General features: G+C 70.1%; 16 protein-coding genes. 10 read left to right on the top strand and 6 right to left on the bottom strand.

Annotation, left to right across the window (positions count from 1 at the left end; translation table 11 throughout):
• Positions 1-582 precede the first annotated feature (582 nt).
• Positions 583-831 carry an SCO4848 family membrane protein gene (locus ACIBJE_RS23275; RefSeq protein ID WP_396751559.1) on the bottom strand — a complete coding sequence of 83 codons (249 nt, stop codon included), beginning with the start codon at positions 829-831 and terminating at the stop codon, positions 583-585.
• A 355-nt stretch (positions 832-1,186) separates the two neighbouring features.
• Between ACIBJE_RS23275 and trpS the strand changes: the two genes are divergently transcribed.
• From trpS to ACIBJE_RS23260, 3 genes are all read left to right on the top strand, one after another.
• The gene (gene trpS / locus ACIBJE_RS23270; protein WP_396751557.1) at positions 1,187-2,266 is read left to right on the top strand and encodes a tryptophan--tRNA ligase; all 1,080 of its coding nucleotides are present in this window, start codon (positions 1,187-1,189) and stop codon (positions 2,264-2,266) included.
• A gap of 67 nt (positions 2,267-2,333) precedes the next feature.
• A complete protein-coding gene (locus ACIBJE_RS23265; protein ID WP_396751555.1) occupies positions 2,334-3,491 on the top strand; it encodes a tRNA-ribosyltransferase family protein in 1,158 nt (385 codons plus the stop codon).
• 7 nt (positions 3,492-3,498) lie between these two features.
• The gene (locus tag ACIBJE_RS23260) at positions 3,499-4,395 is read left to right on the top strand and encodes a hypothetical protein (RefSeq protein ID WP_396751553.1); all 897 of its coding nucleotides are present in this window, start codon (positions 3,499-3,501) and stop codon (positions 4,393-4,395) included.
• Positions 4,396-4,407: 12 nt separating this feature from the next.
• Here ACIBJE_RS23260 and ACIBJE_RS23255 read toward each other — a convergent pair whose 3' ends face one another.
• The 5 genes from ACIBJE_RS23255 to ACIBJE_RS23235 form a co-directional block, all read right to left on the bottom strand.
• A complete protein-coding gene (locus ACIBJE_RS23255; RefSeq protein WP_396751551.1) occupies positions 4,408-5,661 on the bottom strand; it encodes an aminotransferase class III-fold pyridoxal phosphate-dependent enzyme in 1,254 nt (417 codons plus the stop codon).
• Between the two features lie 31 nt (positions 5,662-5,692).
• Positions 5,693-7,216: a GMC oxidoreductase gene (locus tag ACIBJE_RS23250; protein ID WP_396751549.1), complete on the bottom strand. Its 1,524-nt coding sequence runs from the start codon at positions 7,214-7,216 to the stop codon at positions 5,693-5,695.
• Between the two features lie 172 nt (positions 7,217-7,388).
• Positions 7,389-8,198 (bottom strand): SDR family NAD(P)-dependent oxidoreductase, encoded by an 810-nt coding sequence (locus ACIBJE_RS23245; protein ID WP_396751547.1) that lies wholly within the window; start codon positions 8,196-8,198, stop codon positions 7,389-7,391.
• Positions 8,199-8,212: 14 nt separating this feature from the next.
• Entirely contained in the window at positions 8,213-9,460 is a 1,248-nt protein-coding gene (locus ACIBJE_RS23240) for a glycosyltransferase family 4 protein (protein WP_396751545.1), read from the bottom strand.
• 36 nt (positions 9,461-9,496) lie between these two features.
• Positions 9,497-10,321: an Rmt family 16S rRNA (guanine(1405)-N(7))-methyltransferase gene (locus ACIBJE_RS23235; protein WP_396751543.1), complete on the bottom strand. Its 825-nt coding sequence runs from the start codon at positions 10,319-10,321 to the stop codon at positions 9,497-9,499.
• Between the two features lie 288 nt (positions 10,322-10,609).
• On the opposite strand from ACIBJE_RS23235, the gene ACIBJE_RS23230 reads away from it, so the two are divergent.
• From ACIBJE_RS23230 to queF, 7 genes are all read left to right on the top strand, one after another.
• Positions 10,610-11,878, top strand: coding sequence for a DegT/DnrJ/EryC1/StrS family aminotransferase (locus ACIBJE_RS23230; protein ID WP_396751541.1), 1,269 nt, complete (start codon positions 10,610-10,612; stop codon positions 11,876-11,878).
• A 116-nt stretch (positions 11,879-11,994) separates the two neighbouring features.
• Positions 11,995-13,206 (top strand): 2-deoxy-scyllo-inosose synthase, encoded by a 1,212-nt coding sequence (locus ACIBJE_RS23225; RefSeq protein WP_396751539.1) that lies wholly within the window; start codon positions 11,995-11,997, stop codon positions 13,204-13,206.
• A complete protein-coding gene (locus ACIBJE_RS23220) occupies positions 13,199-14,224 on the top strand; it encodes a Gfo/Idh/MocA family protein (protein ID WP_396751537.1) in 1,026 nt (341 codons plus the stop codon). The genes ACIBJE_RS23225 and ACIBJE_RS23220 overlap by 8 nt, the downstream gene beginning before the upstream one ends.
• Positions 14,217-15,485 carry a glycosyltransferase family 4 protein gene (locus tag ACIBJE_RS23215; protein WP_396751535.1) on the top strand — a complete coding sequence of 423 codons (1,269 nt, stop codon included), beginning with the start codon at positions 14,217-14,219 and terminating at the stop codon, positions 15,483-15,485. Before ACIBJE_RS23220 ends, ACIBJE_RS23215 begins: the two co-directional genes overlap by 8 nt.
• A gap of 1 nt (position 15,486) precedes the next feature.
• A complete protein-coding gene (locus ACIBJE_RS23210) occupies positions 15,487-17,466 on the top strand; it encodes a B12-binding domain-containing radical SAM protein (RefSeq protein WP_396751533.1) in 1,980 nt (659 codons plus the stop codon).
• Positions 17,466-18,722 carry a DegT/DnrJ/EryC1/StrS family aminotransferase gene (locus ACIBJE_RS23205; protein ID WP_396751531.1) on the top strand — a complete coding sequence of 419 codons (1,257 nt, stop codon included), beginning with the start codon at positions 17,466-17,468 and terminating at the stop codon, positions 18,720-18,722. The genes ACIBJE_RS23210 and ACIBJE_RS23205 overlap by 1 nt, the downstream gene beginning before the upstream one ends.
• A gap of 7 nt (positions 18,723-18,729) precedes the next feature.
• Positions 18,730-19,110: a preQ(1) synthase gene (gene queF, locus ACIBJE_RS23200; protein WP_396751529.1), complete on the top strand. Its 381-nt coding sequence runs from the start codon at positions 18,730-18,732 to the stop codon at positions 19,108-19,110.
• Positions 19,111-19,240: the final 130 nt, after the last annotated feature.

Raw genomic sequence — 19,240 nt, 5'->3', positions numbered from 1 at the left:
TAACTTAATTGGCACTGGCTTATCAAGCACCCTGTTGAGTTCTCAAAGAACAACCACACACCATCCGGAACCCTCACCGGGAACCATCCGGGGCATCTCATCCTCGCACCCGCCGCTTCCGCGTCGAGCACTTCTACTACGTTACCTCACCGTTTCCGCCGTGTCAAACCGTGTGTCCCGGTCTGTCGCGCTTGGTACGGTTTGGCCCCGCTGACCGCAGGCAGAGGCGAACCACTGCGCTTCGATCATCGGATTCAGCAGGCCGGCCGCTGCGGTCTCCCGCTCGCTCGCCCGGTTCCCTGCCGGTCGTGAACCTTACCCGGCCGGTTCCGCCCCGCCAAATCGACCCCTCGGCCGACCGGTGGAGCACCACCCGGATCCCGGTGCCGGAGGAGTGAAACCCTCCCGCCCGGTGCCGGCCCGTTCCGGACTCCCAGGTGCTTTGCCCTGTTTCGTCCGTTCCGCGCTGGCAGAGAGAAAGTTACGCGTCCGAGGGTTTGGACGTCAAATCGAGGGGGCAGCGGCCCGCGTCACATCGTCGACGTCCAGCTATACCGCCTGGTCAGTGGGCGGTTGGCGCGGTCAGCGGGCACGCCGCTGGGCGAGCACTCCCCGGACACCCAGCACGCCGACCGCCGTGCCGATGGCCAGGGAGGCGGTGATCAGCAGCGCGTGGATCCAGAGAAAGCCGGTACCGCCACCCTCGCCGACCGTCCCGGTCGACCACGACCGTGGGTCGTTCCAGATCGCGACCGCGAACCTCGGCCAGATCACCCAGGTCCAGACCCCGACACCGACAAGGAAGAGCGCCCAGCCACGTGACAGCACCATGGCCGACGAGTATGCCAGCGTCGGAGACACGTCGACCCTGGTCAGGGCACCGCATCTCGGCCGACGGGGTTACCGTGGACCCGTGGTCCGGACGAGCAACCTCCCGGCGGCGGGCGTCGACCTGAGCGACGACCTGCCGGCCCGCGCCACGCCGCGTCCGGCGGCGACCAGGTCCGGGGACGGGCGTGACCGCCTCCTGGACGTCCTCCGTGCCCGCGGGCTCCGGTTCCGCGACGGCGCGCGATGGCAACCGGCTCGCTGAGCCGACCCTGCTGAACACCGATCCGGGGCGTCCCGCCCCGCGTCGACGCGCGCACGCGAAACCCTCCACCCGTACGACACGAGAGGTACCACCATGTCCGCTGCACGGATGCTCACCGGCGACCGCCCCACCGGGCGGCTTCACCTCGGCCACTACGTGGGCAGCATCGCCAACCGGGTCCGGCTGCACCAGCGCTACGAGAGCTTCTTCATCATCGCCGACCTGCACATGCTCACCACGAGGAACACCCGCGAGGACATCTCCCGGATCGCCGGCAACGCCCGGGAGATGGTTCTCGACATTCTCGCCGCCGGGGTCGAGCCGGACCGGGCCACGTTCTACCTCCAGTCCGCCGTCCCCGAGGTCGGCGACCTGAACACGCTCTTCCAGAACCTGGTCACCGTGCCGAGGTTGGAGCGGGTGCCGTCGCTGAAGGAGATGGCCGGGGCCGCCGGCAAGGAGGAGATGCCGTACGGGTTGCTCGGCTATCCCGTCCTCCAGGCGGCCGACATCCTCTGCGTCCGGGCCGACGTCGTGCCGGTGGGCCGGGACAACGCCGCGCACGTGGAGGTGACCCGGGAGGTGGCCCGCCGGTTCAACCACCTCTACGGGGACGTGCTGCCCGTACCGGAGATGATCCACGCCGAGACGCCGACGCTGGTCGGCACGGACGGCCGGGCCAAGATGAGCAAGAGTCTCGGCAACGCCATCGCGCTCGCCGACGAGCCGGCGGTGGTTCGGCGCAAGGTGCTCGGGATGTACACCGACCCGAACCGGGTCCGGGCCGACGTGCCGGGGACCGTGGCGGGAAATCCGGTCTTCGTCTACCACGACGTGTTCAACCCGGACCGGGCCGAGGTCGACGAGCTGAAGGAGCGCTACCGGGCCGGGCGGGTCGGCGACGTCGAGGTCAAGGAGCGGCTCGCGGCGGCGCTCAACCGGTTCCTCGACCCCATGCGGGAACGTCGGGCCGGCTTCGCGGCCGAGCGCGGGCTCGTCGACCAGCTGATCGTCGACGGCACCGAACGGACCCGCGAGGAGGTCCGGCGCACCCTCGTCGAGGTACGCCGGGCGATGGGGCTGACCGGCGCGTACCAGCAGATCCGCCGCCGGGCCGAGCGGGCGCGCGGCAGGGCGGGCGCACCGGCCGCCGTCGGTACGGCCGGCGCATGAGGCCCGGCCCGCCGGGGCACGTACCCTGGAGGATCCCGTCTTCCCGCTGCCGAGGAGCTGCGACCTGATGACCTCCGCGGACCCTGCCGCCCCGGCGGGCCCCTCGCTGGACACCGCCCACGGGTCGGTCGTCCTGCCCACCTTCCTGCCCGACGGCACCCGGGCCTCGGTCCGGGCGGTCGACACCCTCGACCTGGCCACGGTGGGGATCGAGGCGGTCATGGTCAACGCGATGCACCTGGCCCAGCGTCCCGGCCTGCAGAGCATCAAGCGGGCCGGCGGGCTGCACCGCTTCATGGCCTGGGACGGCGTGATCGTCTCCGACTCCGGCGGGTTCCAGGTCCTCTCCCTGCTCCGCAAGCAGGGCAAGAAGGGGGCGATCCGGTCCAGCGGGGTGACCTTCCAGGAGTCGCCGACGGCGAAGAAGATCGTGCTGACCCCGGAGAAGGTCATCGAGTGGCAGTTCGGTCTCCGCTCGGACGTGGTGGTCGCCCTCGACGACTGCACCGGCCCGGAGGACTCCCCGGCCGAGCAGCTCGCCTCGACCGAGCGGACGATCCGCTGGTTCCGGCAGGCCCGGCAGGCGTACGACCTCCAGTGCCGGCAGCGCCGGATGGCGGAGCCGCCGCTGCTGGTCGGGGTGGTGCAGGGCGGCACCGATCCGGAGCTGCGGCAGCGCTGCGTCGACGCCCTCGTGGAGTCCGGGGCGCAGGGTTTCGGGTTCGGGGGCTGGCCGCTCAGCGCCGAGGGTGAGCTGGAGCGCGAGATGTTCGCCCTGCTCTCCCGGATCACCCCGCAGGACGCGCCGTTGTTCGCACTGGGGGTCGGGCGACCCGAGCACCTGGTCTCCCTCTGCGAGCTGGACATGCGCTGGGTCTTCGACTGCACGATCCCGACCCGAGACGCCCGGCACGGCCGGCTCTACGCGTTCGTGCCGGAGATCGCCGACCGGCTGCTCACCCCGGACCGGAGCTTCTACCAGAACGTCTACATCCTGGACGAGGAGAACTCCCGCAAGGACGAGCCGATCTGCGCCACCTGCGACTGCCCGACCTGTCGGCGGTACAGCCGCAGCTATCTGCACCATCTCTTCCGGGTGAAGGACGGTCTGGCGGACCGGCTCGCCACCCTGCACAACCTGCGCTTCTACACCCGCCTGCTGGAGATGATCCGGGCCGGGCGGATGGCCCGGCCGGGCCTGCGTGAGCCGGCCCGGCTCGGGTGACCGGCCGGTGACGTCGCCCCCGCCGGGCCTGGTGCCGGCCGGTGAGCCGACGCCGGCCACGCTGCCGGAGTCGGCTGCGGCCGGGCCGTCGTCGCGGACAGCGGAGTCCCCCGCGGTGGCGAAGGTGATCGTCCGGCTCACCGCTGCGGCCAAGTACCGCGACGTGCACCCGGAGACCATCGCCGACCTGGTCCGGCGGGAGGGCCGGGCCACCGGCGACGCCGCCGAGCTGGAACGGCGGGTCCGGGCCCGGCTGCACAAGGTCGCCGCCCTGCACCTGCTCACCGCCCGGCCGGCGGCGCTGCGCAAGGCGCTGGACCGGGCCGACCTCGACGACCCGCGGTCCCGGCGGGACTGGTGCCGGCAGGTGCTGGCCGGGCACTTCTCCACCGCCGAGCGCCTGCCCGACCTGGACGCCTTCTATCCGACCCTGTTCGGGCTGGTGCCGCCGCCGGAGACGGTGGCCGACATCGCGTGCGCGCTGAACCCGTTCACCGTGCCCTGGCTGCGGGAGGTGAGCGACGCCCGCTACGTCGGCTACGACTTCAACGCGACGTTCGTCGCGCTGGGCAACGCGTTCCTCGCCCGGACCTATCCGGAGTGCGAGATCCGGCACGAGGAGGTGCTCACCGACGGCCACCGGGTGAGCGCGGACCTGGCGTTGCTGCTCAAGACGTACCACTGCCTGGAGGGACGCCGGCCCGGCGCGGGGCTGGCGCTGGTCGACCGGCTGGCGTGCCGGCACGTGGTGGTGTCGTTCCCCACCCGGGCCATGAACGGCCGGGCGGCGGTCTTCGTGCCGCGCCACGTCGAGGAGCTGGCCGAGTTGGCCCGCGACCGGGGGTGGAGCTGGTCGCGGGCCACTCTGGCGTCGGAGGACCTGGTGGCGATCCACAAGGAGTGATCGCCGGTGGCCTCAGTCCTCCCAGAGGCGCTCGACGATCGCGGTGGTCTCCTCCCGGGTGCGCGGCCGGTCCGCCAGACCGTCCATCGCACCCCAGGCGCTGGCGTACCAGGACTCCTCGGTCAGCTCGCGGCTGGTGAAGCGGCCGGTCAGCGCGGCGCTGACCCGGTCGATCCGGCCGCACGCGTCCTCGACCACCTCGTCGGTGAACGCCGCCGAGGGGGTCTGGTTGTCGCCCTCGAAGAAGAGCAGGCCCTCGGCCGCCGCGGCGGCGTGGAAGGCGTCCTGCACCTCGTCGTCGGCGCAGACGAACTGGAAGAGGTTGCCGTTGCCGGCGAGGTCGATCGGGACGCCGGCGCCGGCGAACGCCGCCCGGGTGTGGGCGATGAAGCGGTCACCCGCGGCCCGGATGGCCCGCTGCGGCTCCCCGGTCGCCATCCGCCGCAGCGTGGTGGTCGCGGCGGCCATGGCGGTCGGCTCGAAGTACGAGGTGAACGAGACGTCCTCCAGCGCGGCGAGCAGGTGGGCGTCCCCGCCCACCGCCGCGACCGGGGAGCCGTTGGCCAGGCACTTCGCCACGATCCAGACGGCCGGGTCGAGGAGGGGGGTGGAGAGCCCGGCCCGGTAGCGGAGACCGACCTTGACCTCGTCGGCGATGACCGGGACGTCCGCCTCCCGGGTCAGCCGGGTGAACTCGGTGTACCAGCGCTCACCGAGGTGCATGTGGTCCGGGGAGATGACCACGGCGGCCACCTGCTCCGGGCGGCTCAGCCACTCGGCGAGCACGTCCAGGTCGAAGAGGAACTCGACGACGCCGTGCTGGTTGGGGGTGAAGGGCTCGTCGCAGTGCCACATCGGGTCGTACCCGTGGTATCCCGAGCTGAGGACGATCGACCGGTCGCGGGCGTCCCGGACGGCGCAGGTCACCGAGCGGAGCGCGGCGGTGCCGGTGCGGTAGAGACCGACCACGTCGCCGCCGCACACCTCCTGCAACTGGCCGAGCAGGTTGTCCAGCACCGGACTCCAGGCGGTGCCCACTCCCGAGCGGCCCCGGGCGGCACGGGAGATCGCCTCGGCGACCTCCTCGTCGCCGTGGCCGAGGACGACCGATCCCCGGGCGTTGTCGAAGTCGATCCACCGCCGGCCGTCCGGGTCGGTCAGGTACGCGCCCGAGCCCTCGACGAAGACCCGGGGGCGTCCGTCGGCGTCCCGGGGGCAGGTGGGTTCCTGGGCCAGCAGCTTGCCGGCACCGATGTCGATGGTCATCGTGTCGCTCGATTCGTTCCGTTCCGACAGGTCACAGCGAGAAATCGGGGTCGACGCCGAACTCCCGGACCAGGAGCTGGCGGGCCATCCGCAGGGCGAGGGCCTGGATGGTGAGGGTGGGGTTGACGCCGCCCGGGTAGGGCATCACGCCCCCGTCGACCACCATCAGGTTCGTCAGGCCGTGTACCCGCCCGTCCGGGTCGGTGACCGAGGTGCGGGGGTCGGTGCCGGCGCGGCAGGTGCCGTGCAGGTGGGTGCTGCCCATCCAGAAGTACGACGACTCGCGCCAGGTCAGGTCACAGCCCGCAGCCCGCAGGATCCCCTCGGCCCGCTGTTGGAGGTACTCCAGGCGGGCCCGGTCCCGGGGGTGGGGCGAGTAGTCCATCACCACGTCCGGCAGGCCGAACTGGTCGACGCCCCGGCCGAGGGACACCCGGTTGTCGGCGCGGGGCTGGTCGGGCACCAGGCACTCCAACCGGATGATCTGCTCGTCGGGACGCAGCTGGAGGGCCTCCTCCGGGCGGGACTCGAAGATCACCCCGCCGAGTCCGCCGGGTGCGTCGTCGGCGGTGTAGTAGTCGGTGATGGCGGCGGTGGAGAAGGGACCCGGACCGGCGACCCGGCCACCGCCCGGGGTCACCGGGGTGTCGGTGCGCCGGTAGCCGAGGACGTACCCGCTCATCTTGAAGCACAGGCCCCGGCCGACCATGTCGTGCTCGTTGCCCAGGCCCTGCGGGCTGACCTCGTCGGCGGAGCGCAGCAGCAGGGCGGCACTCTGGACGGCGTTGCCGGCGACGACCACGTGCCGGGCGCGCAGGACGTGCCGGTTGCCGTTGTCCACCCGGACGCACTCGACACCGTCGACGCTGGTGGCGTCGCGCCGGAGCAGCCGGACGGCCTTCAGACCGGCGAAGAGCCGCAGTCCGGCCTTGCGCGCCGGGTCGAGGAAGACGGTGAGCGCGTCCCCCTTCGCACCACGCTCGCACCGGTTGGAAATGCACGGCCGCTCGCCGGCGCACGCCAGCCGGCCGTGGTACGACTCGGTCGCGATGGCCAGGGGCGTCGGGAAGGGGTTCAGGCCGAGTGAGCGGGCCGCCGCCTGGATGGCCGCGCCCTCCGCGGTGGTCTCGACCGGCCGCATCGGGTACGCCGGGTTGCTCGGCAGGCTCGGGTCGTGCCCGCCACCGGAGATACCGAGCGCCAGTTCCACGAACTCGTAGTAGGGATCGAGTTCGTCCACCGTCCACGGCCAGCGCAGCGGCAGGTCGGAGCGGCCCAGCCGGCTCTCCGCGTCGAAGTCGACCGGACGGTAGCGGAAGGCCGCACCGCCGAAGAAGACGGTTCCCCCACCGACGTTGCAGGTGGACCAGGGGTTGCCGGTCTTCTCCCAGAGGCCGCTGTCCTGGCGGATCCAGGCGGTCTCGGCGACCGTCTCGACGTCGTCGTAGCTCACCCAGGGATCCACGAAGGGGCCCTGTTCGACGACCACGACGTCGAGACCGGCTCGTTGCAGGGCCCACGCGGTGATCGCACCGGAGGCGCCGCTGCCGATCACACAGACGTCGGCGACGCGGGCGGTGTCGTCGGCGGTCGGCTCCGGGCCGTACCGCAGCCGGGCCGTGATGTCCTCGTGACCGGTACTGAGGTCGGCGGAAACGCTGATGAGAACCTCCCGGGTTGGGTCTGCGTGCCGGCCGGACGCATGGGGTCCCGACGGGACCGACCGGTCACTGGGGTTGTCCGTGCGGAGGTACGACGGTCGGGGGTGCGCCGACGGTCACGGGATCGGCCCGCAGCGCGTCGGGGGGTTGCCGGACGGTGAGCACCTGGCCGGTGGTCCCGTGTGTCCGGGCGGCCGTGACGGCCCAGGCCACCAGGCGTGCGGCGGCCATGGTGTCGTCGGGCGCCTCCGGGCCGCCCATGTCGGTGGGGATCCAGCCCGGATCGACCGCGTTGACGACGACGTCCTGCTCGCGCAGGGCGACCGCCAGGTTGACGGTCATGATGTTCAGCGCGGCCTTCGACATCCGGTAGCCGGTGGCCTCTCCGTCGGCGGTGGCCGGGTCGGCGTCGTCGGCGCTCACGTTGACCACGGCAGCCCCCGCCGCGGCCCGCAGCAACGGCAGCATGGCGCGGGTCACCAGCAGGGGGCCGACCGCGTTGACGGCGAGCAGTTCGTGGACCGCCTCGGCGGTGACGCTCTCCAGGTCGGCGTCACGTTCGTCGAGGAAGACCCCGGCGTTGTTGACCAGGCCGGCGAGGCGTCCGTCGGTGCGGTCGGCGACCAGGTCGGCCGCGGCCGCGATGCTCGCCGGTGAGGTCACGTCCAGGGGTACGTGTCCGGCCCGGCCGCCCCGGCGGCGCAGCGCCGTGGCGGCCGCCGCGCCCCGCCGGTCGTCGCGGCATCCGAGCAGGACGGACCAGCCGTCGTCGACCAGGAGGGTGGCGGTGGCCAGCCCGAGGCCCCGGTTCCCGCCGGTCACCAGTACGTGACCCCGGGCCGGGCGGACGTCCGTGTTCGCCGGGGCGGTCTCCATGCTCCGCTGCCCGGTCACTTCCCGCTCGCCGCCCCGGCCCCGGCGAGGGCGGCGCGGTAGCAGTCGATCATCCGGTCCCGGGTGGCGGCGACGTCGAAGGTGCTGGCGGTACTGGTCTGCGCGGCGTGGATCTGGGCGACCACCGCGTCCCGGTCGGCCAGCACGCGCCGGACGACGTCGGCGAGTCCGCGTACGTCGCCGGGCTCGCTCAGCAGGTCGGGGCAGGCGGAGCCGATGGTGCTGCGCAGGCCCCCGACCGCGTAGGCGGCGACCGGGGTGCCCGCCATGATCGCCTCGATCGCGCTACCGCCGAGTTCCTCGTGGATCGAGGGCATGACCAGGGTGTCCACCAGGGCGAGGGCGGCCGGCACCTGGTCGTGCGGAAGGAAGCCGGTCACCACGAACTGGTGCGCGCGGCCGGCCTCGGCGATCTCCCGCTCCATCCGCTCCCGCTGGGGGCCGTCGCCGACGACGAGGAAGGTCGGGGAGAGGTCGTCCAGGAGTTCGGCCAGCCGGAGCAGGTCCGGCCAGCCCTTCTCGTGGGCGACCCGGCCGATGTAGCCGATGATCGGCCGGCGGCCGGTCAGGCCGTGTCGCTGCGCGAACGCCGCAGCCTCGGCGGGCGTGGCCGGAGTGATGTCGACCGCGTCCGGGTTGACCACGATGGCGGACCGGTCCAGACCGGTCGCGGCGCTCACCACGTCGGCGGTGCGGGCGGTCAGGGTGCTGACCCGGGCCGCGGAGCGCAGCGCCTGCCGTTCCGCCTGGGTGACCAGGCGGTGCGCCATGGCATCCACCGCCGACATCGGCTGGTAGACGGAGAGTCGGGAGCAGTGCAGGGTGAGCACGTACGGCACGCCCAGGATCCGGGCGGCGATCCGACCCGCGACCAGCGGCCAGATCTGGCCGTCGGCGTGTACGTGAACGAGATCGGGACGCCAGTCACCGCGACGCAGCCGAAGGCACTCCCGAATGGTGCCGATCAGCCACGCCTGTCCCAGCCCGACCAGGCCGGTGATCTCGGAACGGATCTGGGGCAGGGTCACCCGGGCGATGCGAACGGTCAGGCCCGGCTCGATCTGCTTCGTCGGCGGCAACCCCGGAAAGCCCAGGGTCAGCACGAGCTGGTCGACGCCCGCCCTGGCCAGGCTGCGGGACAACGCCAGGATCTGCACCTGCATGCCGCCCACCGGATCGAACTCGGCCGGCCAGTGGTCGACGTAGTCGTGGTGAAAAAAGGGAGTCAGCCGAAGTACGCGCACGACGCCATCCGATTCTTCCGGAAGAGTGGCGAAAAGCTATTTCTGAATGACGTAAATCAGCTCGTTGCCGATCTCCAGTCGCTGAATGCGGCACGACCGCTCTCTGGCCTGGGACTCAAAACTTTGTGAATAGTTCTGAAACATCCCCTTCGATCGCTGACCGAGAGACTTGGTCGGGAAGGTTACCACGATAATCGGCGAGTTGACAATGTCAATCACTTCCCAGCCGGAGCCTCGTCGCTGAGTCTCCAGACAGGGCAGCGTCTTCAGCAATAGCGTGACGTCGGTCGGCTCGTCAAGGCGGTCCTCGAGGAGGTCGACCACGCTCGTACGGTGGGCGACGCCCAACCTCGTCAGGGCGGCGTCCACGAAGTCGATCAGCCTGGCGTCGATGTCGGAGGCGACGTAGACGGTCTCGTCCGACAGGCCCATCCACGGGGCGGCCAGAGGGTTGAGGCCACAGGCGAGGTCACGCAACGTGTTCGGCTGGGGCAGGTGACGGAAGATCTCCCGGTAGAACTCCTCAAGGTGCGGCAACCGCTCACGAGTGGACACGTGCACCGACATCGCGCGGCGCAGGGCCGCCCGGATCGCCTCGTCGTCGTCGGCATCCACAGCGGAGTCGAGCTGCCGTAGCAACGCTGTGTAGTTGGGCGGGCTGGGCGGCAGGAAGGCGCCGTAGATCTCGTGCAGCCCGCGCTTGGTGCGCTTCACCGCGTCCGGCACGTCGCCCCGCGCGGCGACGAGGGCGGCCCGGGCCAGGCGCCGCACGGTGGCCGGGGCCACCGTCTGGTAGCGCCGGCTCTTGGTGATGGCCTGCTCGATCTGGTCGATACGGTCGTCGGCCGCAGATGTCGTCATCGAGTCCTCCGAAAGATCCTGAACCGGCAGCGAAGCGGAAAAAATCCCCCACGATTGCGGCGGTCCACATACCAAGAGTTATTGCTCGGTGTACTTAAGGTTATTGCGCGCGTATTACCGGGCGGACCTGGGAGCGCTCGCATCAGGCACCTGGTCACGTCCATAATGGTCGGCCTGTCCTGCAAGCCCGGCTTGGCCGGTTTTTGCACGTCGACACTGGTGATTGCGTCTGGCACACTTGGCCGGGGCCGCGATCTAACGGTTGCCGCAGTCTGGCTTGGGGAGGACGTGAAAGTGACCCTTCTTGCCGTCAATGGTGGTTCCCCGATACGTTCGCAGCAGTGGCCGTTGTGGCCCGCTCCTGCGCCCGGTGCCCTCGACGCACTGAATGAGGTTCTCCATTCCGGTCGGTGGGCCATCAGCGGGCCATATCAGGGGAAGCAGAGCTTCGAGCGGCGATTCGCAGCGGCGTTCGCCGAGTTCCACGAGATCGGGCACTGCGTGCCGACCTCCAGCGGGACGGCCAGCCTCATGGTCGCGCTCGAGGCGTGCGGGGTCGGTGCCGGTGACGAGGTTATCATCCCGGGCCTGACCTGGGTCGCCAACGCATCCACCGTCGCCGGGGTCAACGCGGTCCCCGTCCCGGTCGACGTGGATCCGCAGACCCTCTGTCTCGACCCGGCGGCCGTCGAGCGGGCGATCACCCCGCGAACCGCGGCCATCGTCGTTGTCCACCTCTACTCCGCCGTGGCGGACCTGGACGCGTTGACCGCGATCGCCGAGCGGCACGACATCCCGCTGATCGAGGACTGCGCGCAGGCGCACGGCGCCCGCTACCGCGGCCGTCGGGTCGGCACGTTCGGCGCCTTCGGCACCTTCAGCATGCAGCACAGCAAGGTGCTCACCAGTGGTGAGGGCGGTGCCGTCGTCACCGGGGACCCCGCGCTCTCCCGGCGGGCCGAGCACCTGCGGGCGGACGGCCGCACCTACACGCCGGACGAGCCCGCGGTGGGAGAGATGGAGCTGGCCCAGACCGCAGAGCTGATGGGCAGCAACCGGTGCCTGTCCGAGTTCCAGGCGGCGCTCCTCCTCGGCCAGCTCGAACTGCTCGACGAGCAGAACGAGCGGCGAAGGGCCAACGCGGCCCTGCTCGACGAGGGTCTCGGGGCGCTCGGCATCCAGCCCCAGGTCTCCTCGCCCGGCACCACCGCACGCACCTACTACGAGTGGGCCGGTCGGATCGAAGACGACGGGATCGGGCAGATCGGGGTCGAGCGGATCGCCCCGGCGGTCGCCGCCGAACTCTCCGGCGCGGCCATCTACGCCAGCTACCCGCCGATGAACCACAACCGGCTCTACCGACCCGCCACCCGGGCACGGTTCAACGGCATCACCGGACTCGACCTGACCGGCTACTCGCTGCCGGTCGCCGAGGACGCCGGCCAGCGGGTCGTCACGATCCACCACTCGGCGCTACTGGGCGACGAGTCGGACATGAAGGACATCGTTCGCGCCTTCGAGAAGGTGTTCACGAATCACCGGGAACTGCGCGGCTGACCACCGGGCCGGACGGGGAGGCTCCTCATCGACCCCGGCCCCGGTCGCCGCGAACGGGAGCCCCGACCCCGGGGCTCTCAGTAGGTAAGGGCCCCATCCAAGGGTTGTAAGGACCCGTGACGAAGGGTAAGCGTATGGAGGTCGAGATACGCCTGGGCTCGGTTCGGTATCCGTTCCGGCTCGGCACCGACTGTCTCGGTGCCATCGTGGAAGACCTGGTCGCCATGTCGGCCAGTCGGTTCCTGATCGTCTGCGACAGCAACACCGGTCCACTGTTCGGCGCGGAACTGGTCGAACGACTCTCTCCACGGGTTCCGGCGAACCTGCTCATCCACCGCGCCGGTGAGCCGTACAAGGATCTCCAAGCCGTCGGCACGTTGGCCGACTCGGCGCTCCAACTCGGCGCGGACCGTGCCTCGGTGGTGGTCGCGGTCGGCGGCGGCGTGATCGGCAACATCGCGGGCCTGATGGCCGCTCTGCTCTTCCGCGGGATCCGCCTCGTGCACGTCCCGACGTCGCTCATCGCGATGTCCGACTCGGTCCTCTCGCTCAAGCAGGCGGTCAACGCCTGTGTGGGCAAGAACCTGATGGGCACCTTCTACGCGCCGGAGTCCGTCCTGGCCGACACCGCCATGCTGCGGAGTCTGCCGTTCCGGGAGACGGTCTCCGGCCTCTGCGAGGTCGTCAAGAACTCGCTGGCCATCCGGCCCAGCATGGTCGAGATGCTTCGCACGTCGCTGCGGCAGGACGCCTGCTACGACGACGAGACGATGTACGAGATCATCTCCGAGAGCATCCTGGCGAAGGCCTCGGTGACCGAGGACGACATGCACGAGTGCCGCGCCGGCCTCGTGCTGGAGTACGGCCACACGGTCGGACACGCCATCGAGTACACCGCCGCCGGCGGGCTCTCCCACGGCCAGGCGATCGGCCTCGGCATGGTGGTGGCCGCCGAGGTGTCGCACCGGCTGGGTCACCTCGACCAGGAGGCGGTCGCCCTGCACCGGGAGCTGTTGACCCGGGCGGGCGCGATGGTGACCATCCCCGAGGAGGTCGACCTCGACGAGGTGATGCACCGGCTGCGGTTCGACAACAAGCGCGGCTACCTCGCCGACCCGGCCGAGAGCAGCGCCATGGTCCTCCTCGGTGGACTGGGCGACCCGCTGTGGCACGACGGCCGCCCGCTGGTCTCCGTTCCGATGGCGCTGGTCGGCGAGGTCATCAACGAGATCGCCCGCCCGGAGATACCGAACTTCGAGTTGGTCGCTCCGGTCGGGACGGTGGAGGAAGGCCGGGTGCCGGACACGGTGGGTGCTGCCGATGGTTGAGCGCCTGGGCGTCGCCGTCGTCGGCGGCGGGTTCATGGGTGGCGTGCACGCCGAGGTCCTCACCGCAGATCCCCGCGTGGATCTGCGGTGGGTGGTGGACCGGGACGAGCGCGTCGGCACGGACCTGGCCACCCGGTTCGGCGCACGCGTCACCACGACCCTCGACGAGGCGCTGGCTGACGACACGGTCCGGCTCGTGGTGGTGGCCACCCCGGCCGCCACCCACGAGCCGATCGCGGCACAGGTCATCGCCGCCGGCCGGAACGTCCTGGTGGAGAAGCCGCTCGTGCTCTCCACCGGGCACGCCCGGCAACTGGCCGCCGCGGCCCACGAACGCGGGGTGGTCCTCGCGCACGGTGGCAACTTCGTCTACGCGCCGAAGTTCGTCCGGGCCCACGAGCTCGCGGCCGACCGGGAAGCGCTGGGAACCGTCCACTCCGTCCGGGTAGCCTTCCGGACGTCGGGACCGGACACCGACTGGTTCCGGTCGAAGGCGACCGCCGGCGGGGGTGCGCTGACCGACCTCGGCTGGCACGCGGTCGAGTTGTGCCGCTGGATGCTCGGCAAGCCGGCCATCAGCGCCGTCACCGCCTGTACCCGGCAGCTCAGTGCCGCCGGGGATGTCGAGGACCAGGGTGTCGTCCTGATCGAGTTCGCCGACGGCGCGATCGGTCAGTGCGACGTCTCCTGGGCCTGCCCCGGCGGAGAACAGCTCACCGTCGAGGTGATCGGCACGGAGGGGCTGGTCACCGCCGACCTCTGGCAGGGCATGGGCGTCGAGGCCTACACCAACACCAAGTTCGGCGCGGTGTGGGAGCCCAACCAGGGATGGCTGCGTCCCGAGTGGGAGTGGATCCGCAACAGCGGATACGTGCACCAGGACCGTCAGGTCGTGGACGCGGTGCTCGACGGCCGGCCCATGACGCACAACCCGGACGACGCCGTCGCGGTCGTCGAAGCGCTCGAAGCGGCGTACCGCAGCGCGGCCGACGGGCGGAAAGTGGAGATGAATGCCTGACAACAAGGCCCCACGGGGCGTCCTCTCGCTGACACCGTTCTTCCTCTACGCCGATCACCAGAAGCTGTGGAAGCCACGGTTCGACCCGATGGGCGGCATGCACGTGTTGGGCCACGCGATCGTGACGGAGATGGGCCGGCGGGGCTTCCCGCAACGGGTCCTCACCATGGCCCCGCCCGGTGTCCCGAAGGACCTCCAGATCGCGCCGAACGTCACCGTGCACGCCCGGCGCCTGCCGGTGCTGCCGATCCCGTCCAAGCTGGAGGGCTACTTCGGCCTGGTCGGGGCGTGGGCGAAGGCCAGCCTGCTCTACGTGATGCGCAACAAGGAGCAGCTCAAGCGCGAGATCGGGATCGTGCACGCCCACTGCGACGGTTCCGGTTCCGCCCCGGCGTACGCGTACGCCGCGGCGCAGGTGCTCGACGTGCCGATCGTGTCGCACATCTACTCCTGCCGGTCGCTCACCCAGCACCCGACCACGGTGTTCGAGCGGGTGGTCGACCCGGTGGCGAAGTCGGCGGAGAAGTACGTCATCCAGCACTCCGGCGCCGTGCTCACCCTCAGCGACAAGGTGCGCGAGCGGATCCGGGACGAACTGCACGTGCCCGACGACCGGGTGCACCGACTGGCGCACCTGGTCACGGACAACTTCGTCGGGCACGACACCCCGGAGCGCCGGGAGGAACTGCGGCAGCGGTTCGGGCTCACCGACGACAAGCCGACCGTCCTCTACGTCGGTCGGATCTCGTCCGAGAAGGGCGTGGACTGGTTCGTCAAGGCCGCCGCCGAGGTGAACAAGCGGCGGGACTGCCGGTTCCTGATCGCCGGCGACGGCCCGCAGCGCGGCGAGATCGAGGCGCTGGCCCGCCAGCTCGGTGTCGCCGACAAGCTGGTCATCACCGGCTTCCTGCTTCCCGAGTACATCCCGTCGATCATCTCGCTCTCGACGCTGGCCGTCCTGCCCTCGCAGTACGAGGAACTGGGCGTCGTCGTGCTGGAGTACATGATGATGAAGCGCCCGGTCGTGGCGCACGATGTCAGCGGCGTCCACAAGCTGGTCGAGCACATGGAGACCGGCGTGCTGGTGCCGCCCTTCGACCCTCCGAAGCTCGCCGACTCCATCGAGATGGTGCTCGACGATCCGGACCTGGCCCGTCGCCTGGCGGAGAACGCCGAGCCGATTCCCCAGCGGGAGTACTCGCTGGCCTCGGCCGGTGAACGCCTCGAGGCGATCTACCTATCCCTCATGGAGGAGTCCTGAGATGACCGTCACTAAAAAGATCGTCACCGGTGTCGCGTTCCCACCGTCGTTGTTGGCGGAGACCCCGCCGATCTCGGTGGCGACCCTCACGGCTTACCTTCGCGGCAAGGGCATGCCGGCTCTTGGCCTCGACCTGAACGCGGACTTCAACAAGTACCTGCTCGACCGGGTCGAGATCGAGCAGGTGCAGGGCCCGGAGAACACCCACGAGTTCACCAAGCCGTTCATCAAGCGGTTCTTCCTGAACCACATCACCGGCAACTACTTCACCGAGACGAACTTCGAGCAGTGGGACCTGCAGCAGCAGTGCCAGGTGGCGCCGGAGAGCCTCTCCATCTGGGACCCGCCGTTCCCGTACTCGTACTGTGAGTTCCTGTCGATCCTGCGCGACGAGCCGGAACGCATCGCGAAGCTGGTCCGGGACCCGGACGCGAACATCTACCACGCCTTCTACCACGAGAAGGTGGCCGGCAAGGCCGCCGATCTGGGCCTGATGGGCTTCTCGATCATGGGGTACAACCAGGTCATCCCCGCGCTGACCCTGGGCTACCTGATGAAGCAGGAGAACCCGGACCTCTACATCTGCTGGGGCGGCCCCTGGGTGACCTCCTTCGCGGACATGCTCATCCCGCGCCTGGAGGCCTGCCCGGAACTGGGTGACCTGATCGACTCCCTGGTCGTCCGGGAGGGCGAGGAGCCGCTGCTGAAGATGGCCGAGGCGTTGTCCCGGGGCGAGCGGCCGGTCGGCATCCCCGGCGGCTGCAAGCCGATGTCGGAGCAGAGCGTGCTCGACACCAAGCCGGTCGGCCGCAAGCTGCTGCTGGAGATGTCCAAGCCGCGGGAGAACATGCCCAACACCCACTGGCGCACCGAGGACGGCACCTACGAGCGCAGCGGTGACATCTCCTGGGTCGCGGACATGAACCAGCTCCCGACCCCGGACTACAGCGACTTCGACCTGTCGCTGTACACCACGTTCCAGGAGGGGCAGGGCAGCCTCGTCCTCCAGGGCTCGCGGTCCTGCTACTACATGAAGTGCTCGTTCTGCAACGCGATCACCAACTTCGCGCCGTGGAGCTACCGGGAACGCAGCACCGAGAACCTCCAGAAGGACATCGACACCTTCCTGGAGCAGTACCCCGGGGTCGTCCACTTCGACTTCGCCGACGCGGTCTTCCCGGCGAAGCGACTGGTCGAGCTCGCCGACTTCTTCATCGCCAAGCAGCGCCCGGAGCTGTTCTGGGAGGTCGACGTCCGGTTCGAGGGCAACATCGACAAGGCCGTCCTGACCAAGATGCGTGACTCGCAGGGCACCCTGCGCTTCGGCCTGGAGACGGCGAACGAGCGCCTGCTCGACCTGGTCCGCAAGGGCAACCGGATGGAGGTCGTCCACCGCCTGCTCCAGGACAGCCGGGAGCTGGGCTACAAGCCGTTCCTGATGACCATCGTCGGCCTGCCCACCGAGGAGCGGAACGAGGCCGAGGAGCTCTACCAGTTCCTCAGCGACTACCACGACACGGTGACGTACCAGATCGCCGACTTCATCGTCGAGCGGAACTCGCCGATCCAGCTCCGGCCGGACGAGTACGGCATCCACATCGACGACGACGAGCAGGAGAGCTTCCACCACAACCTGCACTTCACCCGTCGCGCCGGCTACAGCGACGAGGAGGCGCAGGAGGTGTACCAGGACATCCTGGTCCGCACCATGCAGCGGTTCAAGGGTGCTCACGAGGTCGACGTGGAGCAGGAGCGGAGCCGGGTCGCCCCGGACGACTCCGTCTACCGCCTGAGCCTGCGGGCCGGCTCCTTCGCATTGGAGAACTACTGGGTGAAGCACAACAACCTGCCGTTCGAGGGCCTGGTGCCGATCGGCTACAAGGTCCAGCAGCAGTGGACCGACATGAGTGACAAGGGCACGGTCTTCGAGATCGACCCGGACATCGCCCTCGGGGCCCTCGCCGCGGCGGGTAGCCGCTGATGACGGAGAAACTGGCCATCCTCGGTGGCGACCCGGTCCGGACCCGGCCCTGGCCGGAGTGGCCGCACGTCGGCCCGGAGGACGTGGATCGGCTGCGGACCGTCATCGAGAGCCGCAACCTCGGCGGCATCCCCTTCCCGAACACCATGCACCAGCAGTTCGCCGAGCGGTTCACCGCCAAGCTCGGGGCGAAGTACGGCCTCCTCGCGACCAACGGCACGGTGACCCTCTCGATGGCGCTGCGCGCGCTCGGGATCCACGCCGGTGACGAGGTGATCACCACCGCCTTCACCTGGGTCGGGACGGTCGCCGGCATCGTGCACGTCAACGCCGTGCCGGTGCTGGCGGACATCTCCGACGAGAACTGGTGCATCGACCCGGTGAAGGTCGAGGAGGCGATCACCGACCGGACCAGGGCGATCATGGTGGTGCACCTGGGCAACCAGGTCGCCGACATGGACGCGCTGCTGGACATCTGCCGCCGGCACAACCTGCTGCTCATCGAGGACTGCGCGCACGCGCACTTCGCGGAGTGGCGGGGCCAGTGCGTCGGCACCATCGGCGACGCCGGCAGCTACAGCTTCGAGACCAGCAAGATCATGACCTCCGGCGAGGGTGGCTTCCTGGTCACCGCCACCGAGGAGGCGTTCCACCGGGCCATGTCCCTGGCGCACGTCGGCCGCAAGGAGGCCCCGTACGACAGGTTCCCGGGTCGGGTCTTCGGCTGGAACCACCGGGCCACCGAGATGCAGGCGGCCGTCCTGCTCGGTCAGCTCGACCGGTACGACGCCCTCGACAAGCAGCGGACCGCGATGGCGGAGATGCTGACCCAGGGACTCGTCGAGATCGGCGGCTTCAAGCCGCTGCCGGAGGACCCCCGGGTCACCCGTCGGCAGCGGTACGAGCTGCTCTTCCGGTTCGACGCCGAGGCCTGGGACGGGCTCCACCGGGACAAGGTGCTGGAGGCGATCCTCGCCGAGGGCGTCGAGTTCGAGGGGAACACCTTCTACCCGCCGATGCACCGCGACGAGCTGTTCCACATCACCGCCGACGACTGGCCGGCGATCCGGGAGCGGTACGGCGAGAAGATCGACCCGGACGCGTTCCACCTCCCGGTCGCCGAGCGGGTGGCCTTCGACGAGGCGGTGTGGATCCACCACTCCCTGCTCTCCGTCGAGCCGGAGGACGTACAGGACATGCTGGATGCAGTGGTCAAGGTCCGGGACAATCTGGGGGCGCTGAAGAAGAGCCTATGATCGGTTCATGGCTCTGACGAAGCTCGGTCGGGCGGACACCCCGCCCGACCGATCCCTCGAAACATTCCCGATCGGCGACAGCTCGCAGGAGATCACCATCGACTGCCGGGAGTTCACCTGCCGCTGCCCCATCACCGGGCAGCCGGACTGGGCGACCATCCGGATCGAATACCGTCCCGGCGACCGGGGAGTGGAGACCAAGAGTCTCAAGCTCTACCTGGAGACCTTCCGGGACGAGGGGATCTTCCACGAACACCTGGCGACGAAGATGCGTGACGACCTGGTGGCGGCCCTCGAACCGGTCTTCCTCAAGGTCACGGTCGACTTCAACGTCCGGGGCGGCATCGCGCTGGCAGCGTCGAGCACGTTCCAGCGCACCGCTCCATAGCACGACGAAACGGCGGCGGGGGGGGGGGGGGGGGGGGGGCCCCCCCCCCCCCCGCCGGGGGCGGCGCGGCCCCCGCCGGGGGGGGGAGGGCGGGGGGGGTGAGCCAGGGCCGGGTTCCGCCACAAAATAC

Source organism: Micromonospora sp. NPDC050187 (assembly GCF_044459745.1).
In the GTDB taxonomy this organism is placed as follows: Bacteria; Actinomycetota; Actinomycetes; order Mycobacteriales; family Micromonosporaceae; genus Micromonospora.
The sequence above is the reverse complement of the archived record's forward strand: the minus strand, read 5'-3'. Positions and strand labels throughout refer to the sequence as shown.

Bases quoted from the DNA above. Each gene is read 5' to 3' on its own strand.
- trpS (WP_396751557.1), top strand. From the start codon at position 1,187: ATGTCCGCTGCACGGATGCTCACCGGCGACCGCCCCACCGGGCGGCTT.
- ACIBJE_RS23275 (WP_396751559.1), bottom strand. From the start codon at position 831: ATGGTGCTGTCACGTGGCTGGGCGCTCTTCCTTGTCGGTGTCGGGGTC.
- queF (WP_396751529.1), top strand. From the start codon at position 18,730: ATGGCTCTGACGAAGCTCGGTCGGGCGGACACCCCGCCCGACCGATCC.
- ACIBJE_RS23220 (WP_396751537.1), top strand. From the start codon at position 13,199: ATGGTTGAGCGCCTGGGCGTCGCCGTCGTCGGCGGCGGGTTCATGGGT.
- ACIBJE_RS23265 (WP_396751555.1), top strand. From the start codon at position 2,334: ATGACCTCCGCGGACCCTGCCGCCCCGGCGGGCCCCTCGCTGGACACC.
- ACIBJE_RS23210 (WP_396751533.1), top strand. From the start codon at position 15,487: ATGACCGTCACTAAAAAGATCGTCACCGGTGTCGCGTTCCCACCGTCG.
- ACIBJE_RS23205 (WP_396751531.1), top strand. From the start codon at position 17,466: ATGACGGAGAAACTGGCCATCCTCGGTGGCGACCCGGTCCGGACCCGG.
- ACIBJE_RS23215 (WP_396751535.1), top strand. From the start codon at position 14,217: ATGCCTGACAACAAGGCCCCACGGGGCGTCCTCTCGCTGACACCGTTC.
- ACIBJE_RS23245 (WP_396751547.1), bottom strand. From the start codon at position 8,198: ATGGAGACCGCCCCGGCGAACACGGACGTCCGCCCGGCCCGGGGTCAC.
- ACIBJE_RS23255 (WP_396751551.1), bottom strand. From the start codon at position 5,661: ATGACCATCGACATCGGTGCCGGCAAGCTGCTGGCCCAGGAACCCACC.
- ACIBJE_RS23235 (WP_396751543.1), bottom strand. From the start codon at position 10,321: ATGACGACATCTGCGGCCGACGACCGTATCGACCAGATCGAGCAGGCC.